This is a genomic window from Paraferrimonas sp. SM1919 (assembly GCF_010993985.1).
Classification (GTDB): Bacteria; Pseudomonadota; Gammaproteobacteria; order Enterobacterales; family Shewanellaceae; genus SM1919.
The window spans coordinates 38,657-56,995 of sequence record NZ_WINH01000018.1 but is presented as its reverse complement, the minus strand read 5'-3'; the positions used below and the strand labels follow the sequence as shown (position 1 = coordinate 56,995).

20 protein-coding genes are annotated in these 18,339 nt (G+C 41.7%); 19 read left to right on the top strand and 1 reads right to left on the bottom strand.

Annotated elements, in window-relative coordinates; translation table 11 throughout:
* Nucleotides 1-56 precede the first annotated feature (56 nt).
* On the bottom strand, nucleotides 57-731 hold the full coding sequence (gene flgA, locus GFB48_RS12035) for a flagellar basal body P-ring formation chaperone FlgA (protein ID WP_163935901.1): 675 nt from the start codon (nucleotides 729-731) through the stop codon (nucleotides 57-59).
* Between the two features lie 69 nt (nucleotides 732-800).
* Here flgA and GFB48_RS12030 point away from each other — a divergent pair, with 69 nt between their 5' ends.
* The 19 genes from GFB48_RS12030 to GFB48_RS11940 all read left to right on the top strand — a co-directional run bounded on the left by GFB48_RS12030 (nucleotide 801) and on the right by GFB48_RS11940 (nucleotide 18,241).
* Nucleotides 801-1,727 (top strand): chemotaxis protein CheV, encoded by a 927-nt coding sequence (locus GFB48_RS12030; RefSeq protein WP_163935898.1) that lies wholly within the window; start codon nucleotides 801-803, stop codon nucleotides 1,725-1,727.
* Nucleotides 1,727-2,563: a protein-glutamate O-methyltransferase CheR gene (locus GFB48_RS12025; RefSeq protein ID WP_163935896.1), complete on the top strand. Its 837-nt coding sequence runs from the start codon at nucleotides 1,727-1,729 to the stop codon at nucleotides 2,561-2,563. Before GFB48_RS12030 ends, GFB48_RS12025 begins: the two co-directional genes overlap by 1 nt.
* Nucleotides 2,564-2,737: 174 nt before the next feature.
* Nucleotides 2,738-3,136, top strand: coding sequence for a flagellar basal body rod protein FlgB (gene flgB / locus GFB48_RS12020; protein WP_163935893.1), 399 nt, complete (start codon nucleotides 2,738-2,740; stop codon nucleotides 3,134-3,136).
* A 2-nt stretch (nucleotides 3,137-3,138) separates the two neighbouring features.
* Nucleotides 3,139-3,561, top strand: coding sequence for a flagellar basal body rod protein FlgC (gene flgC, locus GFB48_RS12015; protein ID WP_163935891.1), 423 nt, complete (start codon nucleotides 3,139-3,141; stop codon nucleotides 3,559-3,561).
* Between the two features lie 10 nt (nucleotides 3,562-3,571).
* Nucleotides 3,572-4,255 carry a flagellar hook assembly protein FlgD gene (locus GFB48_RS12010; protein ID WP_163935888.1) on the top strand — a complete coding sequence of 228 codons (684 nt, stop codon included), beginning with the start codon at nucleotides 3,572-3,574 and terminating at the stop codon, nucleotides 4,253-4,255.
* Nucleotides 4,256-4,275: 20 nt separating this feature from the next.
* Complete coding sequence (gene flgE, locus GFB48_RS12005) at nucleotides 4,276-5,673, top strand: flagellar hook protein FlgE (RefSeq protein WP_163935885.1); 1,398 nt, start codon at nucleotides 4,276-4,278, stop codon at nucleotides 5,671-5,673.
* A 207-nt stretch (nucleotides 5,674-5,880) separates the two neighbouring features.
* Entirely contained in the window at nucleotides 5,881-6,627 is a 747-nt protein-coding gene (gene flgF / locus GFB48_RS12000) for a flagellar basal-body rod protein FlgF (protein WP_163935882.1), read from the top strand.
* 10 nt (nucleotides 6,628-6,637) lie between these two features.
* Nucleotides 6,638-7,426 (top strand): flagellar basal-body rod protein FlgG, encoded by a 789-nt coding sequence (gene flgG, locus GFB48_RS11995; RefSeq protein ID WP_163935879.1) that lies wholly within the window; start codon nucleotides 6,638-6,640, stop codon nucleotides 7,424-7,426.
* A 6-nt stretch (nucleotides 7,427-7,432) separates the two neighbouring features.
* Nucleotides 7,433-8,104 (top strand): flagellar basal body L-ring protein FlgH, encoded by a 672-nt coding sequence (gene flgH / locus GFB48_RS11990; protein ID WP_163935876.1) that lies wholly within the window; start codon nucleotides 7,433-7,435, stop codon nucleotides 8,102-8,104.
* Between the two features lie 6 nt (nucleotides 8,105-8,110).
* Nucleotides 8,111-9,196: a flagellar basal body P-ring protein FlgI gene (locus GFB48_RS11985; RefSeq protein ID WP_163935873.1), complete on the top strand. Its 1,086-nt coding sequence runs from the start codon at nucleotides 8,111-8,113 to the stop codon at nucleotides 9,194-9,196.
* A gap of 9 nt (nucleotides 9,197-9,205) precedes the next feature.
* Nucleotides 9,206-10,069, top strand: a complete 864-nt coding sequence (flgJ, locus tag GFB48_RS11980; protein ID WP_163935869.1) for a flagellar assembly peptidoglycan hydrolase FlgJ — start codon at nucleotides 9,206-9,208, stop codon at nucleotides 10,067-10,069.
* A gap of 10 nt (nucleotides 10,070-10,079) precedes the next feature.
* The gene (gene flgK / locus GFB48_RS11975) at nucleotides 10,080-11,987 is read left to right on the top strand and encodes a flagellar hook-associated protein FlgK (protein ID WP_163935865.1); all 1,908 of its coding nucleotides are present in this window, start codon (nucleotides 10,080-10,082) and stop codon (nucleotides 11,985-11,987) included.
* 9 nt (nucleotides 11,988-11,996) lie between these two features.
* The gene (gene flgL / locus GFB48_RS11970; protein ID WP_163935862.1) at nucleotides 11,997-12,914 is read left to right on the top strand and encodes a flagellar hook-associated protein FlgL; all 918 of its coding nucleotides are present in this window, start codon (nucleotides 11,997-11,999) and stop codon (nucleotides 12,912-12,914) included.
* Nucleotides 12,915-13,154: 240 nt separating this feature from the next.
* Nucleotides 13,155-14,372: a flagellin gene (locus tag GFB48_RS11965; RefSeq protein ID WP_163935859.1), complete on the top strand. Its 1,218-nt coding sequence runs from the start codon at nucleotides 13,155-13,157 to the stop codon at nucleotides 14,370-14,372.
* A 113-nt stretch (nucleotides 14,373-14,485) separates the two neighbouring features.
* On the top strand, nucleotides 14,486-14,872 hold the full coding sequence (locus GFB48_RS11960; protein ID WP_163935857.1) for a flagellar protein FlaG: 387 nt from the start codon (nucleotides 14,486-14,488) through the stop codon (nucleotides 14,870-14,872).
* Between the two features lie 25 nt (nucleotides 14,873-14,897).
* Nucleotides 14,898-16,256, top strand: coding sequence for a flagellar filament capping protein FliD (gene fliD / locus GFB48_RS11955; RefSeq protein ID WP_163935854.1), 1,359 nt, complete (start codon nucleotides 14,898-14,900; stop codon nucleotides 16,254-16,256).
* 4 nt (nucleotides 16,257-16,260) lie between these two features.
* On the top strand, nucleotides 16,261-16,557 hold the full coding sequence (locus GFB48_RS11950; RefSeq protein WP_163935852.1) for a hypothetical protein: 297 nt from the start codon (nucleotides 16,261-16,263) through the stop codon (nucleotides 16,555-16,557).
* A 15-nt stretch (nucleotides 16,558-16,572) separates the two neighbouring features.
* Complete coding sequence (fliS, locus tag GFB48_RS11945; protein WP_163935849.1) at nucleotides 16,573-16,986, top strand: flagellar export chaperone FliS; 414 nt, start codon at nucleotides 16,573-16,575, stop codon at nucleotides 16,984-16,986.
* 217 nt (nucleotides 16,987-17,203) lie between these two features.
* Nucleotides 17,204-18,241: a sigma-54 dependent transcriptional regulator gene (locus GFB48_RS11940; protein ID WP_163935846.1), complete on the top strand. Its 1,038-nt coding sequence runs from the start codon at nucleotides 17,204-17,206 to the stop codon at nucleotides 18,239-18,241.
* The last annotated feature ends 98 nt before the right edge of the window (nucleotides 18,242-18,339 follow it).

The following is an 18,339-nucleotide window of genomic DNA, read 5'->3' as shown; positions in this document are numbered from 1 at the left end:
CAACAATAGGTGTTACTGAGTTTATCGGCTTAACCATCGCTTTCTTTAATTTATTTTTAAAGAAAAACTTGAACCAATCCTACTTGGGTAACTTTTGCTTCAATAATACGGCCGCTATGCATATTTTTGACTTTAATTATGTCACCAACATTGCCATCTTCAATAGCGCTACCGCTAGTTCTCAAGCTGAGGGCGGAACCTGTCGCTTGAATGATCACTTGATCGTTCTGACAAACAAAACAAGTGTCGTTGGTAGTAATGACACTGTTATGTGTTAAGCGACGTTTCATCTTAACACCAATAAGCGTATTTGCATCTTGATAATAGCCCCCGCGTAACTTTGCCAAGGGCATTTTTTTTACCAGCAAATGAGATTGTTCAAGTTGATCACCAATATCAAGCGGACGGCTATTGATTACCACATGAGTGTATGGCTCAACTCGAACGTTGATATAACGTTGCCATGTTGTTTCATTGTTATTGATGCAGGAAACTTTTACGGTATTATGTTTTGTAATTGGCCGGTCGTTATTTAAGGTGGCAATAAGTTGCCCCTGGCAGGTGCTAGGAGCTTGGCCTATAAAAGGTAAGACCTTGATAGAATTGAAATTGGCCGGGTTGTCAGGTAGTTTAGCTAAAATCAGATCGTATGCTGCCTGCTCCATGTTTGATAAAGGCTGAGCACTGAGCTGGTTAGCTAAAGTTAATAAAATGAGATAAAAATAACGCATAGACTTGATAGGTTTTTATTTAACAGTATGCCTATGGCGGGTAAATGTTGCAATCAGAGGGAATAATAAATGTCGCAATTAATAGACTCAGTAAACAGTCGTACTCAGTTGGTAGGCCAAAACCGTTTGGAATTACTGTTATTTAATTTGGGGGGACGTCAGCTTTACGGTATTAACGTTTTTAAAGTACGAGAAGTATTGCGCACTCCTAAATTGGTAAAAATGCCTAGGACTAAAGAGTGTGTTATTGGTGTGGCCCATGTTCGCGGCCAAAGTATCTCTGTGATCGATTTAAGTCTGGCAACTAAAGGTCGTCCTATTAAAGATGTCGATAACGCCTTTGTGATCATATCTGAATATAATGGTTCGGTGCAGGGATTTTTAGTCTCTAACGTTGAACGGATCATTAATTTAAATTGGGATCAGGTTACGGCACCACCGGAAGGAATGGGGCAAGCAAATTATCTTACTGCTGTGACACAACATGAAGATAAATTAGTGGAGATCATCGATGTTGAACAAATACTGTCACGATTGATGGCTATTGAAAATCAGTTAAGCGCTGATGTTCAAGACAAAATAAATCAACAGGGTGCTCTCGATTTTTCCCATGTGATGGTGGTTGATGATTCTTCTGTCGCACGAAAACAAGTTTGTCGTGCCTTAAGTGGATTCGATTTTGAAATAATTCTTGCTAACAATGGTCAGCAAGCTTGGCAAAAGTTACAGTTATTGGCTGAGCAGAACGAGAACTTATCGAGTACCCTTCCTCTGGTCATTTCAGATATTGAAATGCCTGAAATGGATGGATATACCTTAACCTCTAAGATAAAACAGCATGAGTCTCTTAAGCATTTAAAAGTGATCTTGCATACTTCATTATCAGGGGTGTTTAACCATGCATTGGTTGGACAGGTTGGTGCAGATAATTTTATCGCAAAGTTTGATCCCGATACTTTAGCGAATGCCGTTACTGAAGTTTTACAGGAAAATTAATGTTGCAAAGCAGTACCCAGATCGATTTACCTCGCTATCGTGAGTTTTGCCAATATTTAAAACTAAAAACAGGCATCGATCTTAGTGATAATAAGCAATACTTATTAAACAGTCGTTTAAAGACTTTAGTTGACTTTTATGGCCTAAAAGATCTTAACCATCTAATTTCAGCAGTGATATCGGAATCGAATAGCAGTTTATGTAAAGCTACTCTAGATGCGATGACCACGAATGAAACCTTATGGTTTAGAGATGAATATCCATTTGAATTATTAAAGCGTGAACTTTTACCTAAGTTAAATAAAGAGGGTAAAACCATAAGAATATGGTCTGCTGCTTGTTCTTCAGGGCAGGAACCTTATTCAATTGCAATCACTTTGGACGAGTACAAGAGGCAAAGTTTTGCCTATCGCCTTGACGCTCAAATCATGGCCACTGATATTTCCCACACCATGTTAGAGTTTGCCGCTAGGGGGCAATATGATGCCTTGGCGATGTCTAGGGGCATGTCAGCCCAAAGACGTAAATTGTATTTTGATACAGTATCTGGCGCGGATAAGATCAAGCCAGAATATGCAAAAAACATTGAATTTAGGCAACAGAATTTACTCGATAGTTATTGGCTACTAGGTAAATTCGATATTATTTTTTGTCGTAATGTGCTGATATATTTTGATTCAGCGGATAAACAGAGGGTAATTAAACAAATGGCTCAGGCGCTGCAACCTGGGGGTATACTTATCCTAGGCGCTGCTGAAGCGATTGGCAGTATTATGCCTGAATTCGAAATGATTAAATCACCTATCGGTATTTACTATAGAAAAAAGGGTGGATAACCCCTTAACAAGGCCACTCGGCCGCGAACTCACCAACTGGGCCATGCCCCACCAGAGCAGCTCTTAAAAGGGGCTGCTTGCGACTTCCAATTTCTCGCCACCCGCCATCCGTTAGCTTGTTTTGAATAATTGGCACGTCCTTTGCTTCGATAAATCGAGTAAAGAGAGGAACTTATGGCCATTAATTTCAAAAATGCATTAGGAATACATCAACATGCTTTGGGCTTACGGGCTGAACGTGCGGAGGTATTAGCAACCAATATTACTAATGCTGATACTCCTAAGTACAAGGCAAAGGATATTGATTTTGCTAAAGAGCTAGCCAGCGCCGCTAAGCTTAAGGGTAAAGTCCATATGAATAATACCCATGAGAATCATTTTGAATTTGGTGGTCATGTTCAGGGGCAACTAAAGTACCGTATACCTACCCATATGGATACCGGTGATGGTAACTCGGTTGATATGGAACAAGAACGTAATGCGTTTTATAAAAATGCCGTTGAGTACCAGTCTTCATTTACTTTTCTCAATGGCAAATTCTCCGGTTTAAGAAAAGCTATTAAAGGGAGTTGATAATGAGTTTATATAACATTTTTGGCATTTCAGGCTCTGGCTCAAATGCACAGAACATTCGCTTAAACACCACCGCTTCTAACATTGCAAACGCCGACACGGTAGCAAGCTCTGCAGCAGAAGCTTATAAGGCGCGTCAGCCAATTTTTGGTGTGGAACTCAATCAAGCTTTGAACCGTAATCACCAACAGCCTGGTTCCAAAGTGGAAGTGTTAGGGATTGTTGAGAGTGATCGTCCAGCAATTAGAGAATATAAACCAGGACACCCGTTAGCGGATAATGAAGGTTATATCTGGAAATCTAATGTCAATGTTGTTGAAGAAATGGCAAACATGATTTCAGCTTCGCGTTCTTATTCAATGAATGTGCAACTTGCTGATACGGCTAAAAATATGTTGCTACAAACCCTTAAACTAGGAAAGTAAGGCAAGCTAGATGAGTACAATTAACCCTTTAGATAGTAGTCTTTACTGGCAAGAGCCATCAAACCAAATTAGTGATAGCTCTAAAGATCAATCATTAAAGCAAGAAGACTTTTTTGCATTATTGTCACAACAGTTATCGATGCAGGATCCCTTTAAACCTGTCGATAATGATCAAATGATTTCGCAAATGGCCTCGTTTGCATCGGTAGATGGCATTAATAGCTTAAACAGTGAAATTGGTAACCTCAATGCCACCATGACGTCATCGCAAGCGCTGCAAGCTTCGTCCTTGGTTGGCAAACAAGTGTTGATTCCATCAGGTAGCAGCTATTTAGCCGCAGGCAAGTCAATGGGTGGTGTCGTTACGGTTCCTGAGGGCGCCACCGTCAATAAGGTTCGAGTCGAGGATGCACAGGGGCAACTTGTTGCCTATGTTGACTTGCCAGGGGGGCAAAGCGGCAACCTTGATTTTCAATGGGATGGCACAGATGCCAATGGTAATCCGACAGCTGAAGGGGTGTATACCTTTAAAGCAGAAGCAACCTTAGCAGGAGAAAGTCAGGAGTTGGCCGTTTCAACCTATGCCCATGTAAATTCGGTTTCTCTGGGTAATGGTGCCTCAGGAGCAGTATTAAACCTCAATGGTTTAGGTGGAATTTTACTTAGTGATGTCCTAGCGGTGACAGAAGCTTAATAATTTAAGGATAAATAATTATGTCATTTAATATTGCCCTAAGCGGCATTGCAGCAAGTCAAAAAGATTTAGATTCAACGGCAAATAATATTGCTAACGTTAACACTTATGGTTTTAAGGGATCACGAGCTGAGTTTACTGATGTTTATGCCAGTTCTGTTTTTACTAACAGTAAAACCAATGTTGGTGGTGGTGTATCGACCAGTCAAGTGGCCCAGCAATTTCATCAAGGCTCGTTATTAAGAACCAATAACGCACTTGATATGGCCATTAATGGTAATGGTTATTTTGTGATGTCTGGTGGTAACACTAATGGCAATAGCATGGACTTTTCTTACACTCGCTCAGGGGCTTTTAAGCTTAACAGTGATAACTATATTGTTGATTCTCAGGATAACTTTTTACAAGCTTTTCCGGTTGATGCCGACGGTAACTCTACCAGTGTCAGTTTGAGTACCACTCAACCTATTAGGATCCCTGATACTGCAGGTAACCCTAAATTCACAGAGAATGTCACTTTAAGTATGAATTTAAATGCAGGCGAACTTGACATGGATCCAGCTTTATTCGATCCAACCGATGCCACAACTTTTAATAATTCAACTTCAGTGACGATTTATGACTCTGTTGGTAACCCACATATATTAACCACTTATTTTGTAAAAATTGCTGGCGGTTCAAGCACGACTGAAAATAATTGGGCATCGTTTTATGCGGTTGATGGTCAGCAGGTGAATGTTTGGGATACGGCAACGGATACTGCTTTAGCTGGTACCTATGATCAAGATATTGATGCCGATGGAACTCCCGATGTGTTTGGGGTGCCAGTTCAAACGGCAGGTGGCTGGACGGGTTCTGTGATGAAGTTTGATTCAGCAGGTAACTTTTTAACCTCGGTACCAGCAACCATCGAAACTCAAACCTTAGGTTTAACGGGGACGGGGGCGGGAGTATTGTCTGCAGGAACCGATGGCACCCAAAATCTAACGATTAATATGGGCAATCCAACTCAGTTTGCGTCTGTTTTCGAGGTTACTGAACTTAGACAAGACGGCCAAACAGTAGGGCGTTTAACCAATGTTGAAGTGGGCGCCGATGGGCTAGTGAGTGCCTCTTATTCCAATGGTACTCAAAAGCCACTAGGTCGAGTTGCTTTAGCGCGATTCAACAACGATCAAGGCTTAACTCAAATCGGTAATACCTCTTGGAAACAGAGCCTTGCTTCGGGTGAAGCGTTAGCAGGTGAAGCGAATTTCGGTACTTTTGGTAGTGTTAATTCCGCTTCATTAGAGCAATCCAATGTGGATTTGACCACTGAGCTTACGGATCTGATCACTGCACAACGTAACTTCCAGGCCAATTCACGTACCCTAGAGGTGAATTCAACCTTACAACAGACGATTTTGCAAATTCGTTAATTTGTAAAAGTAGCAAAGCCCATCAATGATAATTGCTGGGCTTTAATTTATCCCACCTTTTCTGCGCTCACCAATAGCGCTGGGTTTTGCTTTAGCATTTACGTTAGCAAGGCGTCGCGAGCGTGCACTCTTTAGCCCCAATATAAAACTTTGGCATTGTTTTTGCTTTTAAAATAACAATAAAAAACATAAGTTTGGAAAGCACACATGGATGAGTTTTTATACATTGCAATGAGTGGCGCTAAAAACAGTATGCAACAGTTAAGTGTGCGTGCTAACAACCTAGCCAATGCCTCAACGGACGCTTTTAAAGCAGAGATCACCCAAGCCCGTTCAATGCCGGCCTATGGTAGTGGTCATCCCAGCCGTGTGTTTGCCATGGCTGAAAACCCATCGGCTAATTTTGCCCCAGGAGCCATTAAAACCACGGGCAGAGCGCTAGATGTTGCCATAGATGGCAATGGCTTTTTTGCGGTTAACGATGCCAACGGCAACCAAGCTTATAGCCGTAATGGTGCTTTTAGATTTGATCAGAATGGCATGCTACTTAATGGTAAAGGACAAGCAGTGCTAGGTGATGATGATGCGCCAATATTTGTGCCTCTACCAATTCAAAAAGTAGAAATTTCACAAGATGGTATTGTCAGTGTCCGTCCCCGTGGTGCACCAGCAAACGCCCTAGAACAGATAGGCCGACTTAAAACCGTCAATCCACAATTTGATCAGTTAATGAAACTTGAGGATGGTTTGTTCCGTTTGAAAAGTGGTGCAAATGCTGGCCATCAAATTAACGTCAAAATGGTCAGTGGTGCCATCGAAGGCAGTAATGTTAATGCGGTGAGTGAAATGGTGTCATTGATTGATTTACAACGTCAATTCGAAATGCAAATTCAAATGATGAAGATCGCTGAAGAAAATGATTCGAGCGCAGAAAAACTAATGAGATTAGGCTAAGGAGAAGCAGATGCACCCAGCTTTATGGATAAGTAAAACCGGCCTTGATGCCCAGCAAACTAATATTGCCGTCGTTTCAAACAATGTCGCGAATGCTTCGACAGTTGGATTTAAAAAGAGTCGTGCGGTATTTGAAGACCTTTTATATCAAACCGTGAATCAAGCGGGTGGGATCAGTGCCCAAAACTCCGAATTGCCTAATGGTTTAGCTTTAGGCGCGGGTACTAAAGTGGTGGCCACCCAGAAAATGTTTAGCCAAGGCAATATGCTAACAACTAATAATTCATTGGACGTGATGATTGATGGTGCAGGCTTTTTTGAAGTGGAAATGCCAGATGGTTCCATTTCTTATACCCGTAACGGCCAGTTCTCGTTAGATTCTGAGGGGCAAATTGTTACTCCAGGTTCTGGTTACATTATTCAACCTGGGATCACTATTCCAGAAAATACCCAGACCATTTCAGTATCGGCTGAAGGCGAAGTGTCGGTAAAGTTGCCTGGCCAAGCTGAAAATCAAATTGTTGGTCAATTTACTTTAGTTGATTTTGTTAATCCATCGGGTCTGGAACCCATGGGGCAAAACCTATTTGCTGAAACAGGCGCAAGTGGCGCGCCTATCCAAGGGATCGCTTCACTTGATGGGATGGGAGCGATCCGCCAAGGGGCTTTGGAAACTTCAAACGTCAATGTGACCGAAGAGCTGGTTAATTTGATTGAAGCGCAGCGAGTGTATGAGATGAATTCGAAAGTCATTTCATCGGTTGATCAGATGCTTTCTTATGTGAATCAAACTCTATAGGTCTCTTTGATGCGTTTATTGCTTAGTATATTGTTTTTAGGATTAACGGCCTGTTCAAGTCAATATAATACGCCGATTGCAAACGATCCAAGGTTTGCTCCTGTCTACCCTGATCCAAAACCACAGAAAATGGTTCCGACAGGTTCTATTTTCCAGAAGGCTCATGCGAATGAGCTTTATTCTGACCTAAAGGCGCATAAACTTGGTGACATAATTACTATCGTGTTAACCGAACAAACTCAGGCTAAAAAGCGTGCCAATAATGATATTTCAACAGAAAATGATGTTGGCATAGGGGCGTTAACGGTTGGCGGAACACCGATAACCATTGCTGGTCGAAGTACCGAAATTGGCTATGGTGATAACTATGACACTTCTAGGCAAGCGGGTGCCGATCAATCTAATAGCCTATCAGGAAGTATCACAGCTTCGGTGGTGCAAGTACTATCCAATGGCAATCTCGTGGTTCGTGGTGAAAAGTGGATTACCATCAATAACGGCGAAGAGTTTATCCGCCTAAGTGGCTTGATCCGTCCTCAAGATATTGAAACGGATAACACTATAGTGTCAACTCGAGTTGCCGATGCCCGTATTCAATACAGCGGTACAGGTGCCTTTGCTGACTCTCAACAACCAGGCTGGTTAAGTCGCTTCTTCTTAAGCTGGTGGCCAATTTAGGTGTTTATGATGCGTTTATTAATTTTATTATTTGCTCTATTTAGCAGTTGCAGTAACGCCGCTAGAATTAAAGATATTGTTGATGTTGAAGGGGTGCGCTCTAACCAATTAGTCGGTTATGGTCTAGTCGTTGGTTTACCGGGCACTGGTGAAAAAACGCGCTACACGGAACAGACTTTTCGAACCATGCTGAAAAACTTCGATATTAACCTACCGGCAAATGTTCGCCCCAAGGTGAAAAATATTGCCGTTGTTGCCGTTCATGCGACCATGCCAGCCTTTATAAAACCGGGGCAAACAGTCGATGTAACGGTATCGTCAATCGGTGAAGCAAAAAGTTTGCGCGGTGGTTCGTTGTTACAGACCTTTTTAAAGGGCGTCGATGGCCAGACATATGCTGTTGCCCAGGGCTCACTGATTGTTAGCGGCTTTAGTGCTGAAGGGCTTGATGGTTCCTCTGTCATTCAAAATACACCTACCGTTGGCCGTATCCCAAGTGGTGCCATGATCGAGCGTATTGTGGAGACCCCCTTTAATCATGGTGATAGCTTAACATTAAATCTAAAACTGAGTGACTTCGCCACCGCCCAAAGAACCGCCGCCGCCATTAATCAATTTTTAGGTCCAGGCATGGCTAAAGCCCAAGATGCAACATCAATTATTGTACGAGCCCCAAGGGACCCAAACCAAAGGGTGAGTTTTTTAGCGGCATTGCATGAATTGGAAGTAGAGCCTGGGCGTCAAGCCGCCAGGGTTATCGTCAACTCAAGAACCGGTACTATAGTGGTAGGCGCCCAAGTAAAACTGCTACCCGCAGCAGTGACCCATGGTGGCTTAACGGTCACCATTTCTGAAAACCAAAGAGTGTCGCAACCGAGCCCTTTTAGTGGTGGTAACACTGTGGTAACCACGAATAGTGTTATTGATGCGAATCAAGTACCCAGCCGCATGTTTGTTTTTGATCCTGGCACGACTCTTGATCAACTTGTTCAGGCGGTAAACAAAGTGGGGGCCGCTCCAAGCGATGTGATGGCTATTTTAGAAGCGTTAAAGCAAGCCGGTGCATTACATGGTGAGCTCATTATTATTTAAGGTTTAGGGATGAAACTGGATAATCAAGTTGCGGGTGCTTTTGATATCGCTGGCTTAGATAAGCTCAGAGCGTCAGCACAAAAGGATGAACAAGGCAGCTTGCAACAGGTTGCAGAACAGTTTGAAGGTATTTTTACTTCAATGCTATTGAAGTCTATGCGTCAGGCTAACAGCGCCTTTAAAAGTGAAGATAGCCCCCTATCGAGTCGTACTACTGAATTTTATGAGCAGATGCATGATTCCCAATTGTCGTTAGAGCTATCAGCACAGGGGGCTCTAGGGCTGGCGGATCTCATTGTGCAGCAGCTTTCCCCGGAAAAACATAACTTAATGCCTGCAACGGCGTTAAGGGGGCCAATTAAGTCAACCAATGTTAGCAAAACGGCGCTAAATGTCGAACAAACTGAACTTGCCAACCCTCAACAATTTGTTAATAAACTTAAGCCCTTGGCACAAAAAGCCAGTAAGGCTTTAGGGGTAGAGGCAGAAGTACTATTAGCGCAGGCGGCATTAGAAACGGGCTGGGGGCAAAAAGTCATTCAAACTTCCCAAGGCAGCAGTTTTAACTTGTTCAACATTAAAGCCGATCAACGTTGGGCAGGGCGGCGCCAGCAGGTTAATACCCTTGAGTTTGAACAGGGGGTTGCCAAGCAAACCCAAGCCCATTTCAGAACTTATCAAAATTTTGAACAAAGCTTTAATGATTATGTCGCTTTTATTAAAGATTCTCCCCGTTATGCCGATGCACTTAAACAGGGACAAAATTCTGAACAATACCTGCGTCAATTGCACACCGCTGGCTATGCGACCGATCCTAATTATAGCGATAAAGCCATAGGTATTTTACAGCGCATCAAGTCAGGTAAGTTTTAAGGGGTAAGTAATGAGTTTATTTGATATTGGCCGCTCAGGTTTGATGGCCGCCCAGTCACGATTAAATGTGACGGGGCATAATATTGCTAATGTCAATACTGATGGATATTCACGTCAAGTCGTTGAACAGCGCTCCCAAGATGGTATTTATATTGGCAATTTTAATTATGGTTCAGGTACTTACGTTTCAGATGTAAAGCGAGTATACAACGAATACGCCCATCGAGAATTAAGATTAAACCAGTCCACTTTAAGCTATGCGCAAACGGCGTTGGCCAAACAAAATGAGCTCGACGAAATCTTTTCTACCGTTGGTCAAGGGGTGCCGAGTTCATTGACCGATTTCTATACCGCCTTAAATGCGGTAGCTGATATTCCTAATGATATTGGCATGCGTACCAATTTAATTTTGAGTGCAGAGCAGTTAACCGATAATTTTAATGCCCTGCATAATAATTTGGACAGGCAAATTACCCAAGTTAACTCGCAATTATCAGGCACCGTCAATCATATCAATGATATTGCTATTGAACTGGCGCATATTAATCAAGAATTACAAAAGGGAGTCGAGCAAAACTTTACCCTTTTAGATCGTCAGACTGCATTATTACAAGAGCTCACTCAGTACGGTGATGTCAGTGTTATTGCCCTTGAAGAAGGTGGCAGTTCGGTTATGTTTGGTGGTTCAGTGATGTTGGTTTCATCTACTTTTCCTGCAGAACTATCGATGGTCAATGGTGAACCTGATCCTAAGCAAACTCGCCTACAAGCGGATCTCCATGGCAATAAAATTAGTCTTGATGGTAGCCGTTTCAATGGTGAACTGGGGGCATTACATGATTATCGGGATAACAACCTTATCCCGGCTATGGATGAACTGGGTTTAATGGCTCTAGGCATTATGGATGCGTTCAATACTGCTCAAGCTCAGGGCCTAGATCTTAATGGTGATATTGGCAGTAATTTGTTTACTGATATCAATGAAAAAGCGCTGACTGAACGTCGATCTTTTGCTTATGACAAGAATCAAGGCAGTGCCTATGTGACGGTTGAAATTAATGATGTTTCAGCCTTAGCGGCGGACAGTTATCAATTACACTATGATGCGAGTGTTGGTTACCAGTTAAAAAATCATAGAACCGGACAAGTTGAGTTATTAACAATCGATGCTGCCGATCCTAATCGTCTTAATTCTGCTCAGGGTTTTAGTATTCAAACCGATGCCTTAGCTAATCTACAAGATGGTGATAAATTTGATATTCGTCCCAGCATTGATGCTGCCCATGAAATCAAAAGCTTGATTAAGCAACCACAGCAGATTGCCGCGACGGCGGGTGTCTTTGCTAATTCACAGCCTGAACAAGGGGTGATGTTAACCAACATTGATAGAACCGATCCTAACTTTGCCGCAAATTTCTCATCTGATGTCACCATTGATATTACTAATGGTACCTTCAGTGCATTGGATGATTTAGGTAACCCTGTTGTCGGCACACTCAGCGGAGAGCCGCTCTCTGGTAGCGTTTTTGGGGTGAGTTTTAGCCTAAAACAACCCCTGCTCGATGGCGCAAGTTTTACTATCGATGTGACTGGCGGCAGCGGCGATAACCGCAATATTAAAAGGATGACAGATGTCAGTGGCGCCAAAATAATGCGCGATGGTCAATCCAGTATCATGGATATTTACCAGGAGGCAAAATCAACGGTCGGTTCAAATACCTATAGTGCGGCGATTGCAGTGGATACTGCTCAGTCGATGTTTGATCAAGCCTATGCGCGAGTGGAATCGGAATCAGGGGTCAATTTAGATGAAGAAGCCGCTGATTTAATGCGTTTTCAACAAGCCTATCAAGCTTCTGCCAGAGTCATGACAACGGCTTCGGAATTGTTTGATACTTTATTTATGTCTTTAAGGTAGGGAACAATTATGCGCGTTTCTACAAATCAATTGTACTATCAAAATACTAATAATATCTCCCAATCGCAAAATAAGGTAACCCAATCACTGGAGCAAATTTCATCGGGTAAACGTGTCGTGACCGCTGGCGATGACCCGGTTGCTATGGTGGCTATTGATAACTTGAATCATCAAAATGCACAATTAGACCAGTACCTTAGTAATATTATTTATGCGCAAAATCGTTTGGCTTCTACCGAAGATTTGATCCAAGGTGCCCAAGACTATATTGGTATGGCTAATGAAAGGTTGCTGTATGCTAACTCAGGTGCATTATCTGATCTTGATAAACAAGCAATCAGTAATGAATTAGACCAGATTAAACAAGGGCTGCTTGAATTGGCCAACTCAAAAGATGAGTCTGGAAACTATATTTTTGCCGGCAGTCAGACCGATACCATTCCATTTGTGGATGACGGCACTGGCGTGATCATTTATCAAGGGGATGATTTAAATCGCCAGCTTAATGTTGCCGATGGCGTGACAGTGACGACGAATGTGAGCGGTTCGGATGCATTTCTTAGCCCAATTAACGGCGGCTTGGATGTATTTGCAGCCATAACCAGAGCCCAAGAGTTAATGACCACCCCAGGTGGGATAGCTCAGCTCGATCAAGCAGAATACGCCACTTTACTTGATGACTTGACTGGAACCATGGATGCTTTAGATGTCAACCGTTCAAAAATAGGCAGCCAATTACAGCGTCTTGATTATTACCAACCGGCTCATCAAGAAAATCAATTATTGAATGCCAGAGCCATCGCCCCATTACAGGACATTGATTTCGCACAAGCTATTAGTGAATTTGAGCGGCAATCCCTTGCCATGCAAGCGGCAACCCAAAGCTTTGCCAAAATAAATTCAACCACTTTGTTTGATTATATTTAAATCGTTTTCGTTGCTCTAAGTTATTTTACTTAGAGCTTGGTGCAATATCGTCCAACTCAAGCCTTGATATAAGGGCTTTTAAAGCACTAACTTCACGTTTAATAAAGAATTTTCTATTTTTCGTTAAAAACTCCTAAAGTATTTTTGTTCCTAGCCGAAAACCTGTTACAGAGGCAGTAATCATCCTCTACTGTGCTTGTGATTACAGGCTTTTAATAGATTTAATAAGGAAATCAAATTATGGCTATTACGGTAAATACTAATGTGACCTCAATGCAGGCACAGGGTAACCTAAACAAAGCAAACTTCGGCGTGCAAGGCTCAATGGAGCGTTTGTCTTCTGGTCTTCGCATTAACTCAGCTAAAGACGATGCCGCGGGTCTGCAAATCTCGAACCGACTAACATCTCAAATTAACGGTCTTGATGTTGCAATGCGTAACGCTAACGATGGTATCTCGATTGCGCAAACCGCGGAAGGCGCAATGCAAGAGTCAACCAATATTCTTCAACGTATGCGTGACTTGTCTGTACAGGCTGCTAACGGTTCAAACTCTAGCGACGAACGTACTGCTATGCAAAAAGAAATTTCTGCACTACAAAAAGAAATTACTCGTATTGCAGATACTACTTCTTTCGGTAGTCAAAAACTACTAGACGGTACTTACGGTACTCAGTCTTTCCAAGTGGGTGCGAAAGGCGGTGAAACTATTTCATTGTCACTAAACGATGTATCTGCAGACCAAATTGGTTTTACTTCTATGAAGAGTGTATCTGGTGGTAGTGTTTCAGCTGCAGATATTGATGCGCTAACGAATGCGGGTGCGGCAACAAACGATGGTGTACTTGAATTTACTTATACTCCAGCTGATGGTTCTGGTGCGCAAGTATTAGCCATTGACCTTTCTCGTGTATCAGATTCTGATACCTTAGCTGCTGAGATTAACTCTACTTTTGAAGGTGCTGGTCTAGAAGTCCGTGCTTTTGCTGAAAACGGTAATGTAGGTTTCGCTGGTGCTTTAGAAAATGATGGTGCGGTTGCTTCTAACTTAGCCATTACTACTCAAACTGCGGATACAACATGGACAGCGGCAGGTGGTGCAGCAACAGCCATCGTTGATAACACCATTGGTGCGGATAACTCTGGTATGTCGGTAGCGGATGTAGATGTGACTTCAGTTACTGGTGCACAGTCTGCGATTGCTGTGATTGATGAAGCGATTGCTAATATCGACTCTAACCGTGCGGACTTAGGTGCGGTACAAAACCGTATGAGCTTCACCATTAATAACTTAAGCAATATTGCAACTAACGTATCTGATGCTCGCTCACGTATTCAAGATGTTGATTTTGCGAAAGAAACGGCAGAAATGACTAAGCAACAGATCCTGTCTCAGTCTTCATCTGCAATGCTTGCGCAAGCGAACCAGTTACCACAGGTAGCGTTATCTCTACTTTAATCGGTAGGTTAGGCAAGTGATTGATAAGGGGAGGCAAGCTTTTGCCTCCTTTTTTGCCTATAAATCAATAAGGGTTACCCATTCGGAAATAAGCCATAAAAGAGGATTTAATCATGGATGCATTAAAATCAGCGGCAGTACTTCCTAATATTAGCAATGAAAATCAGGCGCATTTGGTTAAAGAGCAGTTAAAAAATAACGGGCTCGAAAAAAAACAAAGTGTTGGCACAGAACCTGCTGAATTAAAGGCGACAGACAATAATCAAGCTGTGTTAAAAGTTGAAGACTTACAAAGCATTACTGAGGCGATGAATCAATTGATGAGTCAAACTCAAAAAGGCTTGAATTTTAGTGTTGATACTGAAACCCAGACCGCCGTTGTTAAAGTTATCGATGAAACAACCGGTGAAGTGATCCGCCAAATTCCATCCCAAGACGCCCTGGAATTGGCAAGCAGGATGGCGGAAATAGCCGGCATGCTACTTTCTGACAAAGTTTAGTTAACGAATTATTTGAGGTTTTACCATGGGTTTAACGGCAGCAGGGATCGGCTCTGGTCTCGATATTAATGGTATTGTAGAGTCTTTAGTCAACGTTGAAAAAGCGCCTAAAGTGGCTTTGTTTGATAAGCAACAAGGAGAGTTGACTACCGAAATTTCTGCCATTGGTGCTTTAAAGGCTGCGATGGAGAGTTTCCAGGAGAAATTGCAAGCCTTACAAGATGAGGTGACCTATAACTCGTCGAAGGTGACTCAAAGTAATAAGGACTATTTAACGGCAACCGTTGCAGAAGGGGTGGCTGCTTCAAGTTATTCTATCGAAGTTAATCAACTGGCAACGGCCCATAAACTTGCGAGTGTGCCATTAACCAGCGCTGAGTCAATCCCAGGTGCAGGTTTTCTAAAAATTTCCTCAGGTGAAGAAACGTTTCAAGTTGATTTAACTTGGAGTGATAGTCTCCAGGATGCTGCCGACCTCATTAATAATTCCGAACAAAACTCAACCGTAACCGCCGCGGTAATTAGCAGTGATGATGGGGCGCGCTTAGTCCTAACCAGTAAAGAAACCGGTACTGCTAATAATATTACTGTTATTCCAAGGGGCAGTGATAATCTAAAAGCCGCATTTGATGCGATTAACATGACCGATATTGCAGCCCAGGACGCCCAACTGCTCATCGATGGTTTTGCTGTCACTTCAAGTTCAAATACGGTAGAGAATGCCATCAATGGCGTGACGCTGGATCTTAAACAAGCAGCCTTGGGAGAGGCGACCAAGGTTACCATTAGTGCCGATAACGGTAAAACAACAACAGCAGTCAAAGAGTTTGTTGACAGTTATAATGAATTAATTAGCACTATGTCTTCTATGTCAGGCTATGACAGCGAAACTGGCGATGCAGGTGTGTTACAAGGTGACTCATTAATACGCACTTTCCAATCGCAAGTACGCAATAGTTTATTCAAGTCATTTTCTGATGGTGGCGAAGATAAAATCTTAAGCCATTATGGCATTAGCTTAGATGAGTTTGGCAAAATGAGTCTTGATACCGCTAAGTTAAATGACACTTTAGAAACCTCGCCGAATAAAGTACAACACTTTTTTGCTGCTGAAGATAGCGGCTTTGCGGCCCATTTGCATAGTGTTGTTGATGTTTACACCCAAACCGGTGGATTACTGGATTCCCGCGATCAAACTTTAGATATACAAATGGAGCGCATTGAGGATTCTAGGGTAGCTTTAGACCGTAAAATGGTCTCCTATGAGGCGAGACTTTATGCCCAGTATTCGGCAATGGACTTATTGGTTGCACAATTAAATACCCAAGGCTCTTTCTTGGCGAGTCGTTTTGATTCTTTACCTGGTATGGTTAAGAGTAACTAATTAGATGGAATTATTAGCCGTTAACCAAGCAATTGAGAGGGAACTTACATTGCTGAGCAAGCTTGATTTAACAGACATTGAGCAAAGTGATGTCTGCTTATCTACTATTGCAAATAAAATTAATTTAAGGGATAAGCTATTACAGCAACTGCCATTAAGCGAATTACAAGCCGAGCAACAATTTGCACTCACCACAAAGTTTATTGAGCAGATCCAACAATTACAGTTACACAGAACCAAGCAAATTCAACAACAACAGCTTGGAAATAAGAAAATACAACAATATAAAAACAACAAATAAGGAAGTAATATTATTATGCGTGGTTCATTACAGTCTTATCGTAAAGTATCAGTTGAAGCTCAAGTTCAGGATGCCTCTCCTCATCGGGTGATCCAATTATTATTTGCTTCTTGTCTAGAGCGGTTGGCAAAAGCTAAGTATGGTATTGAAAATAATGATCTTGCTCTTAAAAGTGATAATCTGACTAAGGCAGTTCAAATTATTCAAAGCCTAAATCAATCTTTAGTGATGGATGAAGATAATGACGTCGCTGAGAATCTACAAAATTTATATGACTATATTTTGACAAACTTATCAAGTGCTATTTTAGAGAATAATACTGATGCGATTGAGGTGGCCAGTGATTTAGTTCGTACTTTAAAAGAAGGCTGGGACGCCATTGACAGTGCAGAACATCACACCACCTCATTAACCGCTGAAACTATTTAATACAGTCAACCAATACAGGTACGGTTCAGCTTTAGTAGTATAATCATAACTCTATGATAAACATTGAAATTTATAGAGCCATTAACAGTATAAATGTTATACAATCGGCGCATTATTACTTGATTAAGGTATTTTTTTACCTTAGTGTAACCCTATAAAACAATAATGAATAATAAACATGCACTTGGGAAATGAAAGGTTTCAAATTGGGAATGAGATGACCGCTTCTAGTTCTGCATCGGTGATGCCTTTGTGGCTGCAAGGTAGCAGTCAGTCAATCCAAGAATTAAGGGCTGCTATTACAAAATTAGCCAATTCAACATTATCTGCTGTGCTGATAAGTGAAGCTGGTTGTTTTCGTGAAAAAGTGGCAGCTTGCTTACATGAACTGAGTCATGTTGATGCGCCATTGTTTAGTTTTGATTGCGCAGGATTAAATCACGATTCGATTTTAAATCAGCTTTTTGGGGTTGAAGACAAAATCAACAATATTGAACACCAAGGACTCATAGCAAAAGCCAATGGGGCAACATTATTTATCGATAATTTTTGCCAACTGCCTTTGCCTGTTCAAAGTAAGTTTATTCGCCTTATTAAATACGGCAGCTATTCACCTGTTGGTTGCTTTAATGAGTATAAATCTCAAATTAGAATTATTTTGGGTAGTGATGATGTAATAAATGATGCGTTACATCAAGGTCGGTTATTACCAGAGTTTTATTATTTAGCAGCAACTATTCCCCTTAGGATCCCAAGCCTAAGGGAAAGAAAAGATGATTTTACCTTCCTAGTAAAAAAAGTATTGCTTGAGATAACTGACCACAACATAGACGTTTCCCAAGAACTGATTGATCATATCTCAATGCTACCTTGGTATGGTAATTATCAAGAACTACAGAATCTATTAAACAGATTAGTATTGTTGACCAATAAGCCAATAATTAGTTTGCAGGACTTACCAAGGGAGTACATGCTAAAAACCTTAGTATCTTGCAGTAACGATACTGCTGATTTTCTAAATAATGAGGATTTAGATTTACTCCCTAGTGTGCAAAATCACACCAATAATAATATTGTTAGCTTGTTACCCGATGATGGCGTTAATTTAAAAGATATGCTTGCCGAAATGGAAATTGAGCTGATAAAACAAGCCCTTGATAAGCAAGATTCGGTAGTTTCTCGAGCCGCCGATATGCTCGGTGTCCGCAGAACGACTTTAGTTGAGAAAATGCGAAAATATGGTTTAGGGAAGTAGGCGTCATTTTTCCGCTTTTTGAATTTTAGTTACTCAAATTTAAAAAAATTGTTGTTCAAATTGTTGCTCACTTGTGTGATTATGTAGTTATAAGAATA

Excerpts from the sequence above, each read along its gene's own strand:
- flgA (WP_163935901.1), bottom strand. The coding sequence starts at position 731 with ATGCGTTATTTTTATCTCATTTTATTAACTTTAGCTAACCAGCTCAGT.
- GFB48_RS12030 (WP_163935898.1), top strand. The coding sequence starts at position 801 with ATGTCGCAATTAATAGACTCAGTAAACAGTCGTACTCAGTTGGTAGGC.
- GFB48_RS12025 (WP_163935896.1), top strand. The coding sequence starts at position 1,727 with ATGTTGCAAAGCAGTACCCAGATCGATTTACCTCGCTATCGTGAGTTT.
- flgB (WP_163935893.1), top strand. The coding sequence starts at position 2,738 with ATGGCCATTAATTTCAAAAATGCATTAGGAATACATCAACATGCTTTG.
- flgC (WP_163935891.1), top strand. The coding sequence starts at position 3,139 with ATGAGTTTATATAACATTTTTGGCATTTCAGGCTCTGGCTCAAATGCA.
- GFB48_RS12010 (WP_163935888.1), top strand. The coding sequence starts at position 3,572 with ATGAGTACAATTAACCCTTTAGATAGTAGTCTTTACTGGCAAGAGCCA.
- flgE (WP_163935885.1), top strand. The coding sequence starts at position 4,276 with ATGTCATTTAATATTGCCCTAAGCGGCATTGCAGCAAGTCAAAAAGAT.
- flgF (WP_163935882.1), top strand. The coding sequence starts at position 5,881 with ATGGATGAGTTTTTATACATTGCAATGAGTGGCGCTAAAAACAGTATG.
- flgG (WP_163935879.1), top strand. The coding sequence starts at position 6,638 with ATGCACCCAGCTTTATGGATAAGTAAAACCGGCCTTGATGCCCAGCAA.
- GFB48_RS11985 (WP_163935873.1), top strand. The coding sequence starts at position 8,111 with ATGATGCGTTTATTAATTTTATTATTTGCTCTATTTAGCAGTTGCAGT.
- flgJ (WP_163935869.1), top strand. The coding sequence starts at position 9,206 with ATGAAACTGGATAATCAAGTTGCGGGTGCTTTTGATATCGCTGGCTTA.
- flgK (WP_163935865.1), top strand. The coding sequence starts at position 10,080 with ATGAGTTTATTTGATATTGGCCGCTCAGGTTTGATGGCCGCCCAGTCA.
- flgL (WP_163935862.1), top strand. The coding sequence starts at position 11,997 with ATGCGCGTTTCTACAAATCAATTGTACTATCAAAATACTAATAATATC.
- GFB48_RS11965 (WP_163935859.1), top strand. The coding sequence starts at position 13,155 with ATGGCTATTACGGTAAATACTAATGTGACCTCAATGCAGGCACAGGGT.
- GFB48_RS11960 (WP_163935857.1), top strand. The coding sequence starts at position 14,486 with ATGGATGCATTAAAATCAGCGGCAGTACTTCCTAATATTAGCAATGAA.
- fliD (WP_163935854.1), top strand. The coding sequence starts at position 14,898 with ATGGGTTTAACGGCAGCAGGGATCGGCTCTGGTCTCGATATTAATGGT.
- GFB48_RS11950 (WP_163935852.1), top strand. The coding sequence starts at position 16,261 with ATGGAATTATTAGCCGTTAACCAAGCAATTGAGAGGGAACTTACATTG.
- fliS (WP_163935849.1), top strand. The coding sequence starts at position 16,573 with ATGCGTGGTTCATTACAGTCTTATCGTAAAGTATCAGTTGAAGCTCAA.
- GFB48_RS11940 (WP_163935846.1), top strand. The coding sequence starts at position 17,204 with ATGACCGCTTCTAGTTCTGCATCGGTGATGCCTTTGTGGCTGCAAGGT.